This window comes from Mesorhizobium sp. YC-39 (genome assembly GCF_025753795.1).
Classification (GTDB): domain Bacteria; phylum Pseudomonadota; class Alphaproteobacteria; order Rhizobiales; family Rhizobiaceae; genus Mesorhizobium.
Genome location: NZ_JAOWPS010000003.1, coordinates 300,528 through 318,485, shown reverse-complemented (window position 1 = coordinate 318,485; position 17,958 = coordinate 300,528). Strand labels below are relative to the sequence as shown.

The following is a 17,958-nucleotide window of genomic DNA, read 5'->3' as shown; positions in this document are numbered from 1 at the left end:
ACTTCGCTCGTGAGGAGATCTCAAAATCCCACTACTTGGCTTGTCACGCAATGCCGTTAGGAAACGGCAATTCTTCAGGAATAAGAGGCCCGGTGTCGCTCCTATGTGAATGCTTCATTTTCCCGGCCGGATGTGGCAGGGACACTGAAATGCTGCAAACATCCGTTCATTGACCGCCATGCCAGCCACAGAAGACCCAGCCAAAACCGCCGCAGGCCCGGCGATCATCCTGGTCGAACCGCAGCTTGGCGAGAATATCGGCATGGTCGCGCGCGCCATGGCGAATTTTGGCCTTGCCGAATTGCGGCTCGTCAATCCGCGCGATGGCTGGCCGAGTGAAAAGGCGCGCGCTGCCGCAAGCCGCGCCGACCATGTCATCGACGCGGTCACGGTGTTTAGCGATCTGGCCGCGGCGGTCGCGGATCTGAACTTCGTCTTGGCCACCACGGCGCGCGCGCGCGATAATTTCAAGCCGGTGCGCGGTCCGGTCGAGGCGGGCAGGGCGCTGCGGGCACGTCATATGGCCGGCCAGCGCACCGGCATCCTGTTCGGTCGAGAGCGCTTCGGTCTCTATAATGACGAGGTGGGCCTGGCCGACGAGATCGTCACCTTTCCGGTCGATCCGGCCTTCTCCTCGCTCAACATCGCCCAGGCGGCCCTGCTGATGTCCTATGAATGGATGAAGTCCGGCCTGGAAGACGAGACCAAGACCAATTTCACCAGCCCTGAAATGCTGCCGGCGACGAAGGAGCAGTTGCACGGCCTGTTCGCCTATCTGGAGGGCGCGCTCGAGGCACGTGGCTATTTCCGCCCGGCGCCGAAGAAGCCGAAGATGGTCGATAATCTGCGCGCGGTGCTGACACGCGCCGGCTTCGCCGAGCCGGAGCTCAAGGTGCTGCGCGGCATCATCTCATCGCTCGACAGGTTTTCGCCGGCCATGCCGCGCGGCGACGGCTCGCCGGGCGATGACCCAAGACGGCTTCCCGCCGCCGCTGCACGCGCCAGCAAGCCGAAAGACGGAGACTAGCAACAAATCGTCGAGCCTGGTCACGGTAACCGAATGTTATTTCGGATGGGTGACCATCTTGTCGCTTCAAGACCATGATGGCTCCGGATAGAAGCGCCACGGATAAGCATCAATGGCCAAAGCATTCGCCAGCCTCCTCTCGTGGCCACCAGCCTTCTCTCGTAAGCGATGACAATGACCGATCCTTCAAACGCCCGCCCGATCCTGATGTTCGATTCCGGTATCGGCGGCCTGACGGTGCTGCGCGAGGCGCGCGTGCTGATGCCTGATCGCCGTTTCGTCTATGTCGCCGACGATGCGGCTTTTCCCTTCGGCGCCTGGGAGGAACCGGCGCTGAGGGTGCACATACTGGAGCTGTTCGCCAAACTGCTCGACCGGTTTTCGCCGGCCATTTCGGTCATCGCCTGCAACACCGCCTCGACGCTGGTCATCGATGCGCTGCGCGAGAGATTTCCCGACCATCCTTTTGTCGGCACGGTGCCGGCGATCAAGCCGGCGGCCGAACGCACGCGCTCGGGACTGGTTTCGGTGTTGGCGACGCCCGGCACGGTCAAGCGCCAGTACACGCGCGACCTGATCAGCAAATGGGCGCAGAAATGCCATGTCCGCCTGGTCGGCAGCGACAATCTGGCCGGGCTGGCCGAGATCTACATGCGCGAGGGCTTCGTCGATGAAGAGGCCGTGCGCGCCGAGATCGCGCCGTGCTTCGTCGAACATGACGAACTCAGGACCGACATCGTCGTGCTGGCATGCACGCACTATCCTTTTCTGGCCAACCGCATGCGCAAGACGGCACCTTGGCCGGTCGACTGGCTCGATCCCGCCGAGGCGATCGCGCGGCGCGCACTCTCTCTTCTCGACGATACCGAGGCCAGCAGTCATGCCGAAATGCTGCCGGAAGGCGCCGACCTTGCCGTCTTCACCTCGAAACGGGCCGATTTTCCGACGCGCCGCCTGATGCAGGGATTTGGGCTGGCGATTTCCTGATATCCTGTCTTATGCAGGTCCCCCGGTTATGCATGTCGTGTCCCAAAACCGCTGCGCACTTTTTGGCGACATGCATTGGGAACATCACCCGGACCGGTGCGTTTTTCCCTCAATCGCAAACGGGAGAAACGATCATGCCAGCCACCTCGAAAGCCCAGCAAAAGGCCGCCGGCGCAGCCCTGTCCGCCAAGCGTGGCGAGACGAAGAAGAGCGAACTCCGGGGCGCCTCGAAGGGAATGTATGAGTCCATGAGCGAAAAGCAGCTCGAGGAATTCGCCGAGACCAAGCGCAAGGGACTGCCGGAGAAGAAAAAAGGCTGATGTCAACGCCGATCGGGTTTGCCCGTCCATCGACGGATTAACCGACAAAGCCGAAAGCCCGCGGTCGAAACCGCGGGCTTTGACATTGATATGTTGGGGAGTTCCTAGACCGAAGCCAGAATTACCAGCGGGAATGACAGCGCCGTACCTTGTAGCGGATGACCTTGCGATGGCCATGCCGCCATACAACCTTCTTTTTGACCACGGTGCGGCACACCTGATTGTGGTAATGCCCGTGCCAATGCCTGGCCTGTGCCGGCTCGGGCGCGATTGCCATCGACCCTGCCATTACCGCTGCACCCACCAATGTAAGGAAGAACTTCTTCATGTGAATTTCCGGCTCCTCTGGCGTCCTGATGCCGTTGGCTTGATCACCAGCACCGCATCTAACACCGGAAGCGTTATAGGCTTGGCCTGGGCCGCGCCAGTCACAAGCTTGACACCGGTTAAATCTCCGTTTAATCAGCGCGCCAACACCGGGCCGCAATGCCCGGTGGTTTCTTTATGTGCTCAAGACACTCGGGAAGCCGTTCTATACGTACCCAAAGTCTTGTTTGAAATGACGTGTCCCGTGGGTTTTCCGTCGCGTTGCGTGGGAAACCCTGTCAGGTCTCGAAAACGGAGGCCAGAGGAGGGCGCGTTTCCTTCACCCGGACCATGAGGTTCGGGTGTATTGTTTTGAAAAGGGAATGCGATGAGCAAGCGCGAATCCGCGAAGTACAAGATCGACCGCCGTCTCGGCGAAAACATCTGGGGCCGCCCGAAGTCCCCGGTCAACAAGCGTGAATACGGCCCCGGCCAGCATGGCCAGCGCCGCAAGGGCAAGCTTTCCGATTTCGGCCTGCAGCTGCGCGCCAAGCAGAAGCTGAAGGGCCACTATGGCGACGTTTCGGAAAAGCAGTTCCGCAAGGTCTATGAAGAGGCCGATCGCCGCAAGGGCGACACCTCGGAGAACCTGATCGGCCTGCTCGAATCGCGTCTCGACGCGGTCGTCTACCGCGCCAAGTTCGTGCCGACGATCTTTGCCGCCCGTCAGTTCGTCAACCACGGCCACGTCAACGTCAACGGCAAGCGCGTCAACATCGGCTCCTACCGTTGCAAGCCGGGCGACGTCATTGAAGTGCGCGAGAAGTCGAAGCAGCTGGTGATCGTGCTCGAATCGGTTGGGCTCGCCGAGCGCGACGTGCCCGATTACATCGAGGCCGACCACAACAAGATGACCGCGAGCTTCACGCGTATCCCTGGCCTGGCCGACGTTCCCTTCGCCGTGCAGATGGAACCGAACCTGGTCGTCGAATTCTATTCGCGCTGATCGGACACATTCAGCCACACCACCGAAGGCCGCCCGTCGAGGCGGCCTTTTCTTTGCCCGTCATGTCCGCTAATCCCAAGCCCAACAAAGATCCTGGGGCCGACGCGCCATGAACATGCTGCCAGACGCCGAAACACTCGAACCGGTTGCCGATGCCGAAGGCGGCTTTCATCCGCTGTTTGCCGATGTGCCGTCTTCCGTCGAATTCAACAAGCTGCGCAAGCGGCTGTTGCGGCTCACCCGTCAGGCGATCGACGAGTTTTCGATGGTGAGGCCCGGTGATCGCTGGCTGGTCGCCTTGTCGGGCGGCAAGGATTCCTACGGCCTGCTCGCCTTGCTGCTCGACCTCAAATGGCGCGGCCTGCTGCCGGTTGAACTCCTGGCCTGCAATCTCGACCAGGGCCAGCCGAACTTCCCCAAACACATCCTGCCCGACTACCTCGGTAACCACGGCATCCCGCACCGTATCGAATATCAGGACACCTATTCGGTGGTCACCGACAAGCTCCCCGAAGGCAGCACTTATTGTTCGCTCTGCTCGCGGCTGAGGCGCGGCCATCTCTACCGCATCGCGCGGGAGGAGGGCTGTTCGGCCCTGGTGCTCGGCCACCACCGCGAGGATATCCTCGAAACCTTCTTCATGAACCTGTTCCATGGCGGCCGGCTCGCCGCCATGCCGGCGAAGCTGCTCAATGACGAAGGCGACGTCATGGTGCTCAGGCCGCTCGCCTACTGCGCCGAGGCCGATCTCGAAAAATTCGCCGCCGCCATGCAATTCCCGATCATTCCCTGCGACCTCTGCGGCAGCCAGGAAGGCCTGCAGCGCAACGCCATGAAGGCGATGCTGGACGATCTGGAAAAGCGCATGCCGGGCCGCAAGGACACGATGATCCGCGCCATGGCCAATGTGCGGCCCTCGCATTTGCTCGACCGCAAACTCTTCGATTTTACTGCCCTCAACGACACCCTCACCGCAAGGCAAGACATTCCCGATGACATTTGACGATACCGCAATCGATTGGCTGGCAGAGCTTCTGTCCGACGTCGCCAAGGCCGAGATCATGCCGCGCTTTCGCCGGCTGAACGAGGGCGACATCCGCCAGAAGACTTCGGCCGCCGATCTGGTGACGGAGGCCGACGTCAACGCCGAGCGGCTGATCACTGTCAAGCTGCGTGAACGTTACCCCCAGGCGATGATCGTCGGCGAGGAGGCCTGCTCCGACAATCCGGCGCTGCTTCAGGGCTTGGGCGATGCCGATCTCGCCTTCGTCATCGATCCGGTCGACGGCACCTTCAACTTCGCCTCTGGCGTGCCGCTGTTCGGTGTCATGCTCGGCGTCGTGGTCAAGGGCGAGACCGTCGCCGGCATCATCTACGATCCTGTTGGCAAGGACTGGCTGATCGGCGCCAAAGGCGCCGGCAGCCACATCCGTCACGCGCATGGCAACCTAGAGAAGGTGCATGTCGCCAAGCCTGCGGCCATGTCGCAGATGACCGGCGCCGTGTCCTGGCAATATCTGCCGGAACCGGAACGGTCGCGGCTGGCGCGCAATCAGACCAAGACGCTGTCTCAATTCAACTATCGTTGCGCCGCCCACGAATACCGTTTGCTGGCGAGCGGCCACGGCCATTTCGTCGTCTACAACAAGCTGATGCCGTGGGATCATTTGCCCGGCGTGCTGATCCACGCCGAGGCCGGCGGCTATACGGCGCGTTTCGACGGCAGCGCCTATCTGCCTTCGCATCTCGGCGGCGGCATCATTGTCGCGCCGGACAGGGAAAGCTGGCACGAGCTGCGGCGCGAACTCTGGGCGGAATAGGCTCGATTCCCAGCCAGAGTTTAACGGCGGGTGTACGGCTGTAAGATTGACGCAAGCTCGTCCAGATGGGGAGACGCGAATGAAGACGCGGTCCACAATTGGCGCAGCAGCCCTTGCCCTCGCTGTGGTTGCCGGCGCTACCCAGGCAGGGGCACAAGTGCGCGCGTGTCGCAGTCCCGAGCCCATCGACACCATTGACGAGATGTTCTCCGCGATCTTTGCTTGTTGGGAGCCGCCGCAGGGAAGCGCAGGCATGACCCTGACGCTGCAGTTCTCACTTCGTCGAAACGGCACGCTTATTGGCAAGCCTCGCGCCACCTATTCCCATCTGGGCAACGATGCCCAGTTGAACCGGCTCTTCGTGGCTTCCGTCCTCAAGGCTCTCGACAAGGCTCTGCCGCTGCCCCTTTCGGATAGCATGGGTGGAGCAATCGCGGGGCGTGCGCTGTTTCCTCGTTTCACTGCAGCCGCTGAAGGCAAGTCCTAAAGCGCGCGGCATTAAACCGGCGGATTGTGCGGCTGGAACAGCCTGCCACGCTCGGCGATCAGGATCATCAGCAACGCGCCCACCGAAACGCTGCAGAAACCGGCGGCCAGCGGCGTCACCGTGCCGTTGAAGGCCTGGCCGATCAGCGTGCCGAGAATGCCGCCGAGAAAGGTCTGCATGAAACCCAGTATGGACGACGCCGTGCCGGCCAATTGCCCGAGTGGCTCCATGGCGAGCGCGTTGAAATTGGCGCCGAGCGCGCCGAACGGAAGCATCGCGCAGGCAAAGAAGGTGATGAACAGCCAGAGCGGCATCTTCATTTCCAGCGACACCACCAGCCAGGCAAGGCTGATGGCCAGGAACAACAGCAGCGCGCTTTGCGACAGGCGGCGCATGCCGATGCTGCCGACGAGGCGGGAATTCAGATAGTTGGAGAAGGCGAGCACGCCTGCAATGCCTGCGAAGATGACGGGAAACATCTCGCCGACATTGAACACGTTGAGATAGATCTGCTGCGCCGAGTTGATGAAGCCGAACATGGCGCCGAAGATGAAGGTGCTGGCGAAGGCATAGCAAAGCGCGATGCGGTTGGTCAGCACGATGCGGAAGCCGCCGATGATGGATTCGGCCGTCAGCGGCCTACGATATTCCGGATGCAACGTCTCGGGCAGGCGCAACAGTGACCAGGCCGAGACGATCAGCGCGCCGGCCGCCATGACGATGAAGATCACATGCCATGTCGCGAACAGCATGATGAACTGGCCGATGCCGGGGGCGATGACCGGGATGGCCATGAACACCATGAAGATCAGCGACATCACCTCGGCCATGCGCCTCCCGTCGAACGTGTCGCGCACGATCGAGACGGCGATGACGCGTGTGGCGGCCGCACCAATGCCTTGGACCGCCCTGCAGATCAGAAGCGTGGCGAAGGATGGCGCAATGGCCGCCGCCGCTGCCGCCGCGACATAGATCACCAGTCCGGCGACCAGTGGCGCACGCCGCCCGAAACGATCCGAAATCGGCCCGAAGAAAAGCTGTCCGCCGCCGAAGCCGAGAATATAGGCGGTGATCACATATTGGCGGTGGTTTTCATTGGCCACGCCCAGCGACGCGCCGATCTGCTGCAGCGCCGGCAGCATGATGTCGATGGCCAGCGAGTTGAGTGCCATCAGCGCCGCGCACAGCGCGATGAATTCCCAGCGCGGAATAGGCAAGGTGCTTGCCTGCTGCGGCGCTTGTGCATGCTGATCCACGGCAAAGTCCGATCTTTAAAAACGAACATGCGCCGACGGGGTCGGCGCAAAGGTTCGTCTTGCTCCCGACGTTCAGGATCTAAAAATGCCGAGGTGGGGCTACCCCGGTGCGTTAGTGCATGTCGCCCAAAAGTGCGCAGCGGTTTTGGGACAACGACATGCACAAACCAAAGGTCAGGCGGCGCCTTTGACGCTCACGCCTTTTTCGACGAGGAATGTCTGCAACTCGCCCGCCTGGAACATCTCGCGTACGATGTCGCAGCCGCCGACGAACTCGCCCTTGACGTAGAGCTGGGGGATCGTCGGCCAGTTGGAATATTCCTTGATGCCCTGCCGCAGTTCCGCCGAGTCCAACACGTTCACGCCTTTGTAGTCGGCGCCGATATAGTCGAGGATCTGGACGACCTGGCCGGAAAATCCGCATTGCGGGAAACCGGGTGTGCCCTTCATGAAGAGAACGACGTCGTTGCCCTTAACTTCGCTGTCGATGTAGTCGTTGATTCCGCTCATAGAAAATCCTTTCACGCCTGTGGGAGGCAGGCTCGAAGCATACTCTTCAAATAAACCCATAGGTTGCTCGAAACAAGACGTTTGCCGCATCGCCTTGCAAATGGCGCAAAGGATGGCCTGACTTGGGCCAAGAGGTGCGGTCACTGTTTTCCCGGGAAATGATGAAAAGGCGGCATATCGCGGCGATACTGATTGGCGCTCTCGCTGTCGCGTTGGCCCTGATCTGGTGGTTCAGGCCGTCAGCGCCTCCAGCAGTCATCGTTAGCGGCGAACTGCCTGCGCCATGCAAGGACTTCAGCTTCGAGGCGGTCCCCTATGTCGTCTGCGAGATCGACCTTCGCAGCTATGACATCGGCGTCTTCCACGCTGGCGCGGACGGCAAGGCCTTCGGTTCGCTGGAAAAATTCGACAAGGCGATGGCGGGCGAGGGCAGGCCGGTCCTGCTCGCCATGAATGCCGGCATGTATCACGAGGATTTGTCGCCGGTCGGGCTTCTCGTCGAAGATGGACGTGAGAAGGCACCACTCAACCTTGCCGATTGCGAAGGCAATTTCTTCCTGAAACCGAACGGCGTGTTTCTGGTCCGCAAGGATGGCAAGGCAGCGATCATGGAGACCGGCGCCTATGCCTCCGCCCGGCCGGAGGTGGCATTCGCGACGCAGTCAGGCCCGATATTGGTGATCGATGGCCGGCTTCATCCTCGCTTCGAGGAAAATGGTGTCTCTCGCTATATCCGCAATGGCGTCGGCGTGCGCGATGGTGACACGGTCGTGTTGGCGATCTCACGCTCCGAGGTCAGCCTCGGCAGCTTCGCGCGGTTGTTTCGCGATGCTCTCCACTGTCCCAACGCGCTCTTCTTCGACGGTGTGGTCTCGGCGCTGTCGAATGGCGACAGGATGCTCGTCGGCGGCAAATATCCGGCCGGGCCGATCGTCGCCGTGTCAGCGAAGAAGCCGGTGTCCGGGTAGCCCCAAAGGAACGCCTCTGCCTGCCTTGTCCGGCATCAATCGGTCGTCGCCTGGAATATAGCTATAGCTAAATCTTGAAGCATGCACTATGCTAGATGTGATTTGGAGGACGCAGGCATGCACGAGATGAAATCCTTGCTGGAGCGAAAGCTCGATCGAAGGCTGCTTCTGGCCGGTGGCCTTGCCGCTGCCGGTGGCACGGCGGTCGCGGCGAGTGGTGCTCGCGGGCAGACAAGCCACGCCGGTCACGAGATGCCAGCAGCGGCGGCCGCTGAAGAGCCGCCGGCGCATCTCTCAGCCCATGGCTCGATGATCACGGTCGGCGAGGTCGACGACGCGCGCAACGGCTTCGATCCGTCGAAGCTGCTGAGCGACTGGGACACCGGGACGGTGTCAACACTGCCGGACGGTCGGACGCTGCGCACCTTCGAAGTGACGGCCGAGGACAAGGAGATCGAGATCGCGCCCGGCATTATGTTCCCCGCCTGGACCTACAATGGCCGTGTGCCGGGGCCGTCCCTGCGCGCGACCGAGGGCGATCGGCTGAGGATCGTCTTCCGTAACGGCGGCTCGCATCCGCACTCCATGCATTTCCACGGCATTCATGCCGCGCGCATGGACGGCGTCCCGGGCGCCGGCCTGATCGGACCGGGCGAGGAGTTCGTCTACGAGTTCGATGCCAGGCCGTTCGGCTGTCATCTCTATCACTGCCACGCGCTGCCGCTGAAGCGGCACATTCAGAAGGGGATGTACGGCGCATTCGTGATCGATCCCGATCCGGCCCGCCATCCCGAACACGAGGCGGTCGCCCGCTCACGCCTCTTCGGCACGCCCGAGAATGCCGGCTGGCAGGAATTCGTCATGGTCATGAATGCCTTCGACACCAACTTCGACGGCGAGAACGAGGTCTACGCCGTCAACACGGTTGCCCACGCCTATGCGAAAAAGCCGATCCGGGTGCTGAAGGACAAACCCGTCCGCATCTATCTCGTCAACGTCATCGAGTTCGATCCGATCAATTCCTTCCATTTGCACGCCAATTTCTTCGACTATTACAACCAGGGCACGACGCTGACCCCGACGCTTAGGACTGTCGACCTGATCACCCAGTGTCAGGCTGAGCGCGGCATCCTCGAGTTCCATTTCAAGGAGCATGAACCGGGCCTCTACATGTTCCATCCTCACCAGTCGGAATTCACCGAACTCGGCTGGTCCGGCATGTTCGACGTCGTGGAGGCCGTATCGTGACGGATCTGAGCCAGCCTTCCGCCGATACACGTGCCGGCCGACCAAGGTGGGCCTATCTGTTCTGGATCGCGCTGCCGCTCGCCGTGCTCGGGCTGGCCATCGCCTGGCTGATCTCCTCGGACCCGCTGTCAAGCTTCCGCAATGGCGCGCCGCCGGTCGAGAACCTCACCTTCGAGCGGACGATTCTGAGCGCGGACGGCATCCGCGTTCTCGTCAGGGCCGGCGGATCGGAGCCGATGACCGTCGCGCAGGTGCAGGTCGACGATGCCTACTGGCAGTTCACGCAGGATCCGCCGGGCCCGATCGCGCGCGGCGCGACGGCATGGATTGCCCTGCCGTATCCCTGGGTGCTGGGGGAGGCGCACGAGATCAATGTCGTGACCAATACAGGAGCCACGTTCACACACGAGATCGCCGTGGCCGTAACCACCCCGACGCGCGATTCGCTGAGCTTCGTCGCGCAGGCGGTGCTTGGCGCCTTCGTCGGCATCCTGCCCGTGGCGATCGGCCTTATGTTCTATCCCGCGCTTCGCGGCGTCGGACAGGCAGGCATGGACTTTCTTCTGTCGCTAACCGTCGGGCTGCTCGCCTTCCTCTTCGTCGATGCGCTGGAGGATGCGTTCGAACTGGCCAGCGAAGCCGCCGCCCTATTCCAGGGGCCGACGATGATCGTGCTCGCCGCTGCGGCCAGTTTTCTCCTGCTGATGGCGGCAGGGCGGCGCAGCGGGACGCCGACCGGTCTGGCGCTCGCCACCTTCATCGCGCTCGGCATCGGCCTGCACAATCTCGGCGAAGGGCTGGCTATCGGCGCCGCCTTCGCCTCGGGTGCGGCGGGGCTCGGTACCTTCCTGGTGCTCGGCTTCACATTGCACAATATCACCGAGGGCATCGGCATCGCCGCCCCGATCCTGAAGCAGCGCCCCTCACTGCGGGCCTTCGCCGCGCTGACGCTGCTTGCAGGCGGCCCCGCGGTCGTCGGCCTGTGGATCGGCAGCCTCGCCTATGCTCCGCAGTGGTCGGCACTGGCGCTGGCGGTCGGCGCGGGAGCAATCCTGCAGGTGATCGTCGAGCTGGTGTCGATGCAGCTTCGTCAGCGATCGGACGGCACGCGCGCCTTGTTCGCACCGGGCGCGATGGCTGGATTAGCGGCCGGGGTTGGCTTCATGTACCTGACGGCGATGCTGGTGAAGATCTGAGCAGCGCCGGCTGGAAGTTTCAGTCCGGTACGCTGGTCTGCAGGGCGAGCGCATGCAGCACGCCGCCCATATTGCCCTTCAGCGCGTCATAGACCATCTGATGCTGCTGGACGCGGCTTTTGCCGCGAAAGCTTTCCGCCACCACCTCGGCCGCATAGTGGTCGCCGTCGCCGGCTAGGTCGCGAATCGTCACCTTGGCGTCTGGAATGCCTTCCTTGATCAGTTTCTCGATGTCGTGGGCGTCCATTGCCATGGCAAATTCCTGTTTCGGGCGGGCAGGTGCGGCCCGTGCGATGTGACTCGGGGTAAGCCTAAAGCCTTTCTGGTCCGTATTGAAGCGGTTCTCTCCTGTGCCAGGATGATTGGCGACTCACAAGCCATTCTGCTCCGGATGGACCGCATCGTCCGCGGGAACATCCTCGCGTGTCGAGAAGGCACGGCCAAGGCCGAAAGCCAGCACATAGAGCGGAATGTTGATCACGATGCTGACGATCGGAAGGTAGCTCGTCATCTGCCAGAGCGGCGAGAAGAAGGGCTGGCCGTAACCGTCGCAGACCAGCGAAGAGCCATACTCCCAGAGCGCTCCCGTGACGATGGCCGCGCCAAACAGCTTGACGCAGGTGACGATTTGTCGTGCCCGCGCCGGCTCCGGCGAAAGCCGGCCCCAAAGGACTAGGCACAGGATCGGAACCGCATAGAAAAGACTCTGAACGGCCAACATCAGGAGCGTGCCGTTGGCTGCGGCCAGGAACTCGGCACGGGTTTCCAGCCGGGGACAAACCTCGCTTGAGGTCGTCGACAGCAGGAAAAAGACGAACGGCCCGAGAAACCAGAAGAAGAACAGCGACGGCCAGAAAACGACTGCAAGCAGTGCCCGGGCAGCCAGCCTCGTCAAATGGCCTGATCCATGAAGCGGGGAAACCAGGATTCGTGGGCGCCGCTCAATTCGCTGACCGGGATCGCACGCGCCTCGCCAAGTTTCAGTTCGCTCCCTCCCGTTGAGCCGATCCATGGCGCAAAGATGCCGAGCTTGCCCTGCTCATCGCGAATGGCGTCCCATTGCTCGCTCTGCGGATCGATCGACAGCGTCAGGAGGTACCGGCCCTGGTCCTCGCCGAACCAGACCGGGATCGGATCGGTCCCGACCAGGCCGGGAATGGTTGCGCCGATGCCGGAGGCCATCGCCATCTCGGCCAGCGCAACCGCGATGCCGCCGTCGGAAACATCATGCGCCGCGGTCACCACGCCGGAGGCGATCAGCGCGCGCACATGGTCGCCGACGCGCTTTTCATGGTCGAGATCGACTGGCGGCGGCGGACCATCAATGCGGCTGTGGATGTCTCTGAAATAGACGGACTGGCCGAGATGCGTTCCCCACATTGGCGGCGCGCCGACCAGCAGGATCATCTGGTCTTCGGCGGCAAAGCCGATCCGCACCATCTTCGACCAGTCGGCGATCAGCCCGACGCCGCCAATGGTCGGCGTCGGCAGGATGCCGCGCCCGTTGGTCTCGTTGTAGAGCGAGACATTGCCCGAGACGATCGGAAAGCCGAGCGCCCGGCAGGCATCGCCAATGCCTTTCACCGCGCCGACCAGCTGACCCATGATCTCCGGCCGTTCGGGGTTGCCGAAATTGAGGTTGTCGGTGGCCGCCAGCGGCAAGGCGCCGGTGGCGGTAAGATTGCGCCAGCATTCGGCCACCGCCTGCTTGCCGCCTTCATAAGGGTCGGCCTCGCAATAGCGCGGCGTCACGTCGGAGGAAAAGGCCAGCGCCTTGGTCGGATGACCCTCGACACGCACCACGCCGGCATCGCCGCCCGGAAGCTGCAGCGAGTTGCCCTGGATCAGCGTGTCATACTGCTCCCAGACCCAGCGGCGTGAGGACAGATCCGGTCCGCCGAGCAGCTTCAGCAGCGCGTCGGCGACATCCGCCTGCGGTGCATCGCTGGCCGCCAGCGGCGCCGGCTTCTTCGCCTCGGTCCAGGGGCGGTCATATTCCGGCGCCTGGTCGCCAAGATCCTTGATCGGCAAATTGGCGACTTCGTCGCCCTGATGCAGTACACGAAAGCGCAGATCGTCGGTGGTCTTGCCGACGATGGCGAAGTCGAGCCCCCATTTGTGGAAGATCGCCTCGGCTTCCTTTTCCTTTTCGGGGCGCAGCACCATCAGCATGCGCTCCTGGCTCTCCGACAGCATCATCTCATAGGCGCTCATGCGCTCCTCGCGCACCGGCACTTTGTCGAGGTCGAGCTCGATGCCGAGGTCGCCCTTGGCGCCCATTTCGACCGCCGAGCAGGTCAGGCCGGCCGCGCCCATATCCTGGATGGCAATGACCGCGCCGGATGCCATCAGCTCGAGGCAGGCCTCCAACAGGCATTTCTCGGTGAAGGGGTCGCCGACCTGCACCGTCGGACGCTTCTCCTCGATCTTGTCGTCGAATTCAGCCGAGGCCATGGTGGCGCCGCCGACGCCGTCGCGGCCGGTCTTGGCGCCGAGATAGACGACCGGCAGGCCGACGCCCTTGGCCTCCGACAGGAAGATCGCGTCGGTTTTGGCGAGGCCCGCCGCAAAGGCGTTGACCAGAATGTTGCCGTTATAGCGGGCGTCGAAATTGACCTCGCCACCGACCGTCGGCACGCCGAAGGAATTGCCGTAGCCGCCGACGCCGGAAACAACGCCGGCGACGAGATGTTTTGTCTTGGGATGGTCGGGCGCCCCGAAGCGCAGTGCGTTCATCGCCGCGATCGGCCGCGCGCCCATGGTGAAGACATCGCGCAATATGCCGCCGACGCCGGTCGCGGCACCCTGGTAGGGTTCGATGTAGGAGGGGTGGTTGTGGCTCTCCATCTTGAAGACGACGCAATCGCCGTCGCCGATGTCGACCACGCCGGCATTCTCGCCAGGCCCCTGGATGACCCGCGGGCCGGTCGTCGGCAGCGTGCGCAGCCACTTCTTCGAGGATTTGTAGGAGCAGTGCTCGTTCCACATCGCCGAGAAGATGCCGAGTTCGGTGAAGCTTGGTTCGCGCCCGACCAGGTCGAGGATGCGCTGGTATTCATCGGGCTTCAGCCCGTGCGCGGCAATGAGTTCCGGAGTGATCGGCACGGAATTGGAAATGGTCATGAGCGGCGATTTGTATCCGTGGGAGAGGGGATTTTTGACTCTCCTCTTATCGCAAGCTTTCGCGCGATACACCCCATTGGATGACGAAAAACGCCGGAAAACCGTTGCGTCGGCCAATGCGTGATCGCCGGCGCGCCGGGGGGTTAGGAAAAACTGTCGTAGCCGGCGCGGCCTTCCTCGAGCAGGCGGCGGATGACCGCGATGCCGTTGACGACATCCTTCTCCCGTGGCTGCGAGACACCGAAGCGGACGCCGTGGAAGACTTGCTCGGAACGGCCGGCCTTGAATTCGTCCTCGTCATCGATCAGCACGCCCTGCGCCAGGCAGGCATTCTTGAATGTGCCGGAGAGCCAGGGGTCGGGCAAGGTCAGCCAAACGAAGGGCACATTATCCCTTGCCCTGAAATCGAACCCGGCGAGCATCTCGCGTACTGTGGCAGTGCGGGTCTGGATTTCGGCGATACAGCGCTTGCGGATTTCCGCTGCCTCGCCGGACAGCACCAGCCTCGAGCCGACCTCGGCCAGCAGGAAGGGCAGGCCGCCGGTCATCATCTTGTGCGCCACCCGGATGCGGTGGCGATAGGCGGGCGGGCAAGACAGCCAGCCTCCGCGAACGCCCGCGGCGACCGATTTCGACAGGCCGCCGGCAACGATGGTCCGCTCAGGCGCATATTCGGCCAGCAGCGGCTGCGGGTCGTCGGTCAGGTGGCCATAAAGGTCGTCCTCGATCAGGATGACATTGTATTCGCGCGCCACGCGCGCAATCGCCTCCCGGCGCGCCGCCGGCATTGTCACCAGAGTCGGATTCTGGGCCGTCGGCATCAGGAACATCATCTTGGGATGTTTTTGCGCGCAGACACGTTCGAAATCATCGGGGTCGACACCTTCATTGTCCGATGTCACCAGCGCGGTGCGGCGTCCGATCAGCCCGGCGCTGCGTGAGATCTGCGAATAGGTGAGGTGCTCGAACACGACATAATCGCCGGGCATGGTCAGCGCGGCGATCGCCGCCATCACAGCGGCATGGGTGCCAAGCGTTGGCACGATCGAATCGGGTGAGGGGCGGAAGGAATTGCGCGCCAGCCAGCGACTGCCCGCTTCATACCAGCGCTGGGGAAAATCCCTAGTGTAGCTCGAAATGTCGTGCGGATGGTCCTGTGTCGTACGCGACAGCACCTCGGCGATGATGGCGCCCTGGCCGATATCGGGCGCGGCGGTGCTGTCGAAGCGCATCTTGCCAGTCGGCGCATCGATAGGGCGCGTGCCCTGTATGGCAGGCTCCAGATCTGGCTTCGCATCCAAAACGCGTTGGGCGAGCACATAAGTGCCGCGTCCGACCTCGCCGCTCACCAGCCCGCGTTCGCGCAGCAGCTGATAGGCGCGGCCGATCGTGCCGACGGTGGTGCCAATATCATAGGCGAGATCGCGCTGCGGCGGCAGCTTTGCCCCGGCTGCGATGACGCCCTTGTCGATATCTGACTCAATGCTGTCAGCAAGGCGCTGATAGAGAGGGCCGGAACCGGCATTGAGGTCGGGAAGCCAATTTGTCATGGTGACAATTTTGTATATTGCACCATTTCGAGAGTCAATACATATCAATCGCGCGCCAAAAAGGGTGCAATGCTAAATTCTGGTGGAAGACAATGGCTACAATCGAGACAATTCATTACACCGACGCCGGATTACACGGGAAGGCGCTTCGCCCGTCGGGGCGAGGTGGCTTCGTGAACCGATTGGTCCTGATGTTCGGCTCGCTGATGCGCTGGCTCAGCCGGATGCTGGAACGCCGTCGCAGCCGACTGGCCTTGCTGGAAATGACGGACGACCAGCTAAAGGATATCGGCATCTCACGCTGCGACGCCCATAACGAAGGTCTCAGGCCGTTCTGGGACTGAACCTTTGCCGGCGCATGTTCTGGACGCCAAGTCTAGCGGGTTTTCGAAGCCCTCAGGCGTGAGACGCCCTGATCCAGAAGCACCGCAATGACGCATAGCACCAGAAACAGCCCCGTGACGGCCAGCGCTGAGATGGCGACGCTGGCCGCGCCGTTCTTGGCGACATCGAGGAATGGGTAGGGCACCTCTCCGGCGATCGGTGCCCGCGCCAGCACATAGATCAGATAGGCGATGGGATAGACCATCCACCAGGAGATGTCGCGCCACCGGGTCGAACCATCGGCGCCCGCCACCAGCCACCACAGCACGAACAGCACCGGCGTCACATAGTGCAGCAGCACGTCGCAGACCAGGAACAGCCCTTGCGGCTGCCAAAGCCGCGTCAGAACGGTTGCGTAAATGATGAAGACCAGCGCGATGGCCGCCGCCACGCCTGCCCGCACCCGCGGTCCGGCAAAGACGGGAAACCAGGCATAGCCGCTGGATGACAGCAGCGAGACGTGAACGAGCACCGCGCCGATATTGGTCAGGATGGTGAAGAAGCTGAAATAGAAGATCAGCGAGCCGAGGAAACTGCGGCCTGCTTCCATCGACGCCGGGATGGTGATGCAGATTTGCAGGATAAGCCCGGCAAGGCCAATGACCAGACCCGATATCTGCAGAAACCGGCCCATCGCCCTATGCGGCGGCGGTGCAGGAAGGATTGCCTGCCTGCCAGCGGGCAATGTCCGAGCCGATCCGAGCGCCAAGTGGCTCAGCCATTAGCGGACCGAACACGTCGACGCGGCTGGAATTGCCCTTCGCCTGAACCACCAGCAGCGGCTTGCCCCCATAGTGCTTGGCCGGCACCAGCAGGAAGCGCGGCGTGCCGCTGAACGAATTCAGCTCATTGGCCATCTGGTAGGATTTGAAGGCGGGATCCTTGCTGGCGATCCAGCATTTGTGGGCGGCGATAGCGACTTGCTCCATGGCCAGCAACGAGGCGCTCTTGCCCGACGGGACCGGTGCGCTCTTCGGGCTCGACTGGCAGGACGCAAGGCCAAGCCCGGCGGCGGCCAGGAGAACAAGGCGGGTGCTCGTCAGTCTCATGGTCAGTCCGCCCCCGCGTTTATGAAAGGAATTTCCGAAAAAGATATCAGGCGGCGATGCCGAGCGCGCCTTCGAAAAGCGCCCGGCCGTCATTGCCGCCATGCGCCGCTTCGATCAGGTTTTCGGGATGCGGCATCAAGCCCAGCACATTGCCCTGGCTGTTGATGATACCGGCAATGTCGTTGATCGAGCCGTTGGGATTGGTGCCTTCGGCATAGCGGAACACCACCTGGCCTTCGCCTTCGAGGCGGGCAAGCGTGTCGGCATCGGCGAAATAATTGCCGTCGTGATGTGCCACCGGCGAGCGGATGATCTGGCCCGGCTGGTAGCGGCGGGTGAACATAGTGTTGGCGTTGGCGATTTGCAGCTTCACCTGCCGGCAGACGAATTTGAGCGAGCTGTTGCGCATCAATGCCCCGGGCAGCATTCCGGCTTCGACCAGGATCTGGAAACCGTTGCAGACGCCGATCACCATCACACCCTTGGCCGCTTTTTCGGCAACCGCCCGCATGACCGGCATGCGCGCGGCAATCGCGCCGCAGCGCAGATAGTCGCCGAAGGAAAAGCCGCCGGGAATGGCGATCAGGTCGACATCAGGGATTTCGGTGTCGGTCTGCCAGACGGTCGCCGGCGCCTTGCCGGAAATCTTGGTCAGCGCCGCGATCATGTCACGGTCGCGATTGAGGCCGGGGAGAAGAACGACGGCTGATTTCATGGCAGT

Annotated in this window: 21 protein-coding genes; 11 read left to right on the top strand and 10 right to left on the bottom strand. The window is 62.5% G+C overall.

The genetic code is table 11. The features are described from left to right. The first annotated feature begins 178 nt into the window (after positions 1-178). The 3 genes from OHD62_RS18305 to OHD62_RS18295 all read left to right on the top strand — a co-directional run bounded on the left by OHD62_RS18305 (position 179) and on the right by OHD62_RS18295 (position 2,334). Complete coding sequence (locus OHD62_RS18305; RefSeq protein WP_263784376.1) at positions 179-1,027, top strand: RNA methyltransferase; 849 nt, start codon at positions 179-181, stop codon at positions 1,025-1,027. Between the two features lie 174 nt (positions 1,028-1,201). Beyond that, positions 1,202-2,014 (top strand): glutamate racemase, encoded by an 813-nt coding sequence (murI, locus tag OHD62_RS18300; protein ID WP_263784374.1) that lies wholly within the window; start codon positions 1,202-1,204, stop codon positions 2,012-2,014. Positions 2,015-2,148: 134 nt separating this feature from the next. Further along, a complete protein-coding gene (locus OHD62_RS18295) occupies positions 2,149-2,334 on the top strand; it encodes a DUF3008 family protein (protein WP_263784372.1) in 186 nt (61 codons plus the stop codon). A gap of 121 nt (positions 2,335-2,455) precedes the next feature. On the opposite strand, the gene OHD62_RS18290 is transcribed toward OHD62_RS18295, so the two are convergent. Beyond that, complete coding sequence (locus tag OHD62_RS18290) at positions 2,456-2,662, bottom strand: hypothetical protein (protein WP_263784370.1); 207 nt, start codon at positions 2,660-2,662, stop codon at positions 2,456-2,458. Between the two features lie 366 nt (positions 2,663-3,028). On the opposite strand from OHD62_RS18290, the gene rpsD reads away from it, so the two are divergent. From rpsD to OHD62_RS18270, 4 genes are all read left to right on the top strand, one after another. Beyond that, complete coding sequence (rpsD, locus tag OHD62_RS18285; protein ID WP_097575658.1) at positions 3,029-3,646, top strand: 30S ribosomal protein S4; 618 nt, start codon at positions 3,029-3,031, stop codon at positions 3,644-3,646. A gap of 109 nt (positions 3,647-3,755) precedes the next feature. Then, entirely contained in the window at positions 3,756-4,649 is an 894-nt protein-coding gene (gene ttcA, locus OHD62_RS18280) for a tRNA 2-thiocytidine(32) synthetase TtcA (protein ID WP_263784363.1), read from the top strand. Then, positions 4,639-5,466 (top strand): inositol monophosphatase family protein, encoded by an 828-nt coding sequence (locus OHD62_RS18275; RefSeq protein ID WP_263784361.1) that lies wholly within the window; start codon positions 4,639-4,641, stop codon positions 5,464-5,466. The genes ttcA and OHD62_RS18275 overlap by 11 nt, the downstream gene beginning before the upstream one ends. 79 nt (positions 5,467-5,545) lie before the next feature. Beyond that, positions 5,546-5,953, top strand: a complete 408-nt coding sequence (locus OHD62_RS18270) for a TonB C-terminal domain-containing protein (RefSeq protein WP_263784359.1) — start codon at positions 5,546-5,548, stop codon at positions 5,951-5,953. 11 nt (positions 5,954-5,964) lie between these two features. On the opposite strand, the gene OHD62_RS18265 is transcribed toward OHD62_RS18270, so the two are convergent. Beyond that, entirely contained in the window at positions 5,965-7,209 is a 1,245-nt protein-coding gene (locus OHD62_RS18265; protein WP_263784357.1) for a multidrug effflux MFS transporter, read from the bottom strand. Between the two features lie 174 nt (positions 7,210-7,383). Beyond that, on the bottom strand, positions 7,384-7,719 hold the full coding sequence (gene grxD, locus OHD62_RS18260; RefSeq protein WP_263784355.1) for a Grx4 family monothiol glutaredoxin: 336 nt from the start codon (positions 7,717-7,719) through the stop codon (positions 7,384-7,386). A gap of 161 nt (positions 7,720-7,880) precedes the next feature. On the opposite strand from grxD, the gene OHD62_RS18255 reads away from it, so the two are divergent. From OHD62_RS18255 to OHD62_RS18245, 3 genes are all read left to right on the top strand, one after another. Continuing rightward, the gene (locus OHD62_RS18255; protein WP_263784354.1) at positions 7,881-8,687 is read left to right on the top strand and encodes a phosphodiester glycosidase family protein; all 807 of its coding nucleotides are present in this window, start codon (positions 7,881-7,883) and stop codon (positions 8,685-8,687) included. Between the two features lie 117 nt (positions 8,688-8,804). Continuing rightward, the gene (locus OHD62_RS18250) at positions 8,805-9,935 is read left to right on the top strand and encodes a multicopper oxidase domain-containing protein (RefSeq protein ID WP_263784352.1); all 1,131 of its coding nucleotides are present in this window, start codon (positions 8,805-8,807) and stop codon (positions 9,933-9,935) included. After that, positions 9,932-11,131: a ZIP family metal transporter gene (locus tag OHD62_RS18245; RefSeq protein ID WP_263784350.1), complete on the top strand. Its 1,200-nt coding sequence runs from the start codon at positions 9,932-9,934 to the stop codon at positions 11,129-11,131. The genes OHD62_RS18250 and OHD62_RS18245 overlap by 4 nt, the downstream gene beginning before the upstream one ends. Positions 11,132-11,150: 19 nt before the next feature. Here the strand turns inward: OHD62_RS18245 and OHD62_RS18240 are convergent, their stop codons facing one another. From OHD62_RS18240 to OHD62_RS18225, 4 genes are all read right to left on the bottom strand, one after another. Next, a complete protein-coding gene (locus OHD62_RS18240; RefSeq protein WP_006206026.1) occupies positions 11,151-11,384 on the bottom strand; it encodes a BolA/IbaG family iron-sulfur metabolism protein in 234 nt (77 codons plus the stop codon). Between the two features lie 117 nt (positions 11,385-11,501). Continuing rightward, entirely contained in the window at positions 11,502-12,026 is a 525-nt protein-coding gene (locus OHD62_RS18235; protein WP_263784284.1) for a hypothetical protein, read from the bottom strand. Then, entirely contained in the window at positions 12,023-14,254 is a 2,232-nt protein-coding gene (gene purL, locus OHD62_RS18230) for a phosphoribosylformylglycinamidine synthase subunit PurL (protein ID WP_263784282.1), read from the bottom strand. Before purL ends, OHD62_RS18235 begins: the two co-directional genes overlap by 4 nt. A 143-nt stretch (positions 14,255-14,397) precedes the next feature. Next, a complete protein-coding gene (locus tag OHD62_RS18225; RefSeq protein ID WP_263784281.1) occupies positions 14,398-15,804 on the bottom strand; it encodes a PLP-dependent aminotransferase family protein in 1,407 nt (468 codons plus the stop codon). A gap of 173 nt (positions 15,805-15,977) precedes the next feature. On the opposite strand from OHD62_RS18225, the gene OHD62_RS18220 reads away from it, so the two are divergent. Continuing rightward, entirely contained in the window at positions 15,978-16,148 is a 171-nt protein-coding gene (locus OHD62_RS18220; RefSeq protein WP_412177393.1) for a DUF1127 domain-containing protein, read from the top strand. A gap of 32 nt (positions 16,149-16,180) precedes the next feature. On the opposite strand, the gene OHD62_RS18215 is transcribed toward OHD62_RS18220, so the two are convergent. From OHD62_RS18215 to purQ, 3 genes are read right to left on the bottom strand one after another with little or no spacing between them, the layout of a single operon-like run. Then, the gene (locus tag OHD62_RS18215; RefSeq protein ID WP_263784277.1) at positions 16,181-16,822 is read right to left on the bottom strand and encodes a Pr6Pr family membrane protein; all 642 of its coding nucleotides are present in this window, start codon (positions 16,820-16,822) and stop codon (positions 16,181-16,183) included. Positions 16,823-16,826: 4 nt separating this feature from the next. Then, complete coding sequence (locus tag OHD62_RS18210) at positions 16,827-17,237, bottom strand: hypothetical protein (RefSeq protein ID WP_263784258.1); 411 nt, start codon at positions 17,235-17,237, stop codon at positions 16,827-16,829. Positions 17,238-17,283: 46 nt separating this feature from the next. Next, positions 17,284-17,952: a phosphoribosylformylglycinamidine synthase subunit PurQ gene (gene purQ / locus OHD62_RS18205; RefSeq protein ID WP_263784257.1), complete on the bottom strand. Its 669-nt coding sequence runs from the start codon at positions 17,950-17,952 to the stop codon at positions 17,284-17,286. Positions 17,953-17,958 lie beyond the last annotated feature (6 nt).